Here is a 2,058-nt window from a genome sequence, read left to right on the forward strand (position 1 = left end):
CGTAAGCAAGACGATAAAGCGTACGGACGATAAGGTTGGCAGGTGCAACTTGGCCGTTGTGGACATGGCCGGAGACCTGCACATCAATCGGCAGCCGGGCATGGGTTTCGATTGAAGTAGGACGGTGATCCATCAATAAAACCGGTAATTGGGTATTTTGACCTTCCAAAAGCTGCTCCGCACTGGGACGCTTGCGATCCAAATCATCGCTCCGCCCTACCAGCAACACACCATTCACTTCCAGAACCTGATTGGCCAAAACCGTCAAACCTGCCGCTTCCAATTCATGTTTGATACGCTTCTGATCGCGGAACCAGTCATGATTGCCCAAAGTGGCATAAACGCCCATCGGCGCAGTCAGCTTCTGCAAATGCGGTTTCATGTTTTCTTTAAGGTAGGCATCAACGGTATCGTCCATCAAATCCCCCGGCAGCAACACCATGTCGACTTTTTCCCGCTTCATGATGTCCGTTAGCTTGTCCAATTGACGCGCGCCAAACAAAATCCCCAAGTGCAAATCGCTGGCCACGCCGATACGCAGCGGCTTATCCATTTTCTTATTGATGAATACAGTCTGATGGCGAACAACAGGCGTATAGGCGTTATACATCCCAAAACCGAGCAAACCGGCCACAAACAAAGGCGCAAACAGCCGCAGGCTTCGTGACAGCAGTTGGCGTGCCATAAAACGGCGCAGCAAAAGATACAGGATAAATGTCGCCAGCGCGGCATACATCACAAACAGCAAGATCACCATCCAAAACGCCATCGCGCGGAATATTATATGTCCCAACTCCAGCAGCAAACCGACCAACAAGCCGTTTGTAATGAAATAGGAAATACCCATCAGCCAACGTCTGCCGACTTTGCCAATCCAAGGCGCAAACAACCATTGCAGCGAACGCCCGAGCCCGAATGTAAACACTTGCAACAGAATGACGCTCACAAAAAACATCTTGCCAAACATGCCTTTCCGCCCTAAAAAATCAAAAGGCAGATTTTAGGCCGTCTGAAACTTTCAGTGTATAATCCCCCGCGTAAAAACCCATAATATTTTGAAAGGAATCATCATGAGCCATCCCCAATCAGCCATTATTCCTGATCACGCACAAGCCGGTATTTTTATCGAAGCAGACATTTCAGACGGCCGCAATGAAGACATCAAATCTGCCTGCCGTCTTTCTTTGGAGGCTCTGGCTAAACTGAAAACCCGTTTTCCGAATGATATTTTGGGTTTGACCATTGCCTTTGGCAGCCGCGCATGGCAATCGTTCGGCCATACTGACGAAGGCAGCGAAATCAAACCTTTCCCAGAATTGGGCAACGGCCTCGCACCCTCCACCCAACACGACCTCTATATCCACATTCAAGCCACCGAGCAAAAAGCCGCCTACGCCTTGGCCCAATCTGTTTTCAGCGCATTCGGCGACAGCATCCGCGTAGCCACTGAAGAACACGGCCTGCGCCTGTATGAAGACCGCGGCTTGGACGGTTTTGTCGACGGTACGGAAAATCCGCAGGGCGATGACAATGTGCGCAATGTCGCCATTATTCCCGAAGGCAAGCCTGATGCCGGCGGCAGCTATGTTTTGCTGCAAAAATACCTGCACGATTTGAAAAAATGGGATGCCGTTCCCACTGCCGAACAAGAAGCCAGCGTTGGCCGCAGCAAAGAAACCAATGACGAATTCAGCAAAGACGTGCGCCTGCCAGATTCCCATCTCGGCCGCGTCAATGTTAAAGAAAACGGCGTTGGCCTGAAAATTGTCCGCCGCAGCCTACCCTTCGGCAAACTCAGCGGCGAACATGGTTTGATGTTCACTTCCTATTGCAACACGCTGCACAATATTGAAGTTCAACTGCTCAATATGTTCGGCGAATCTGACGGCAAAACCGACTTACTGCTGAAACATTTGTCTAAAGCCGTATCAGGTGCTTACTACTACGCACCTTCTGTCGAACGTTTGCAAAATCTTTAACGGCTCAAAGGCCGTCTGAAAAAAACCTGCCTTTTCAAAGGCAGGTTTTTGTTATTTAAATTCCCTTAATATTTTATGG

General features: G+C 49.6%; 2 protein-coding genes. One reads left to right on the forward strand and one right to left on the reverse strand.

What is annotated here, in order from left to right; all coding sequences use genetic code 11:
- A partial coding sequence (locus ACTHUM_RS12215) for a metallophosphoesterase (RefSeq protein WP_440402982.1) occupies positions 1–967 on the reverse strand: 967 nt, incomplete at its 3' end.
- 103 nt (positions 968–1,070) lie between these two features.
- Between ACTHUM_RS12215 and ACTHUM_RS12220 the strand changes: the two genes are divergently transcribed.
- Positions 1,071–1,979: a Dyp-type peroxidase gene (locus ACTHUM_RS12220; RefSeq protein WP_070459946.1), complete on the forward strand. Its 909-nt coding sequence runs from the start codon at positions 1,071–1,073 to the stop codon at positions 1,977–1,979.
- The last annotated feature ends 79 nt before the right edge of the window (positions 1,980–2,058 follow it).

The organism is Neisseria sp. P0021.S006 (genome assembly GCF_051956895.1).

Excerpts from the sequence above, each read along its gene's own strand:
- ACTHUM_RS12220 (WP_070459946.1), top strand. The coding sequence starts at position 1,071 with ATGAGCCATCCCCAATCAGCCATTATTCCTGATCACGCACAAGCCGGT.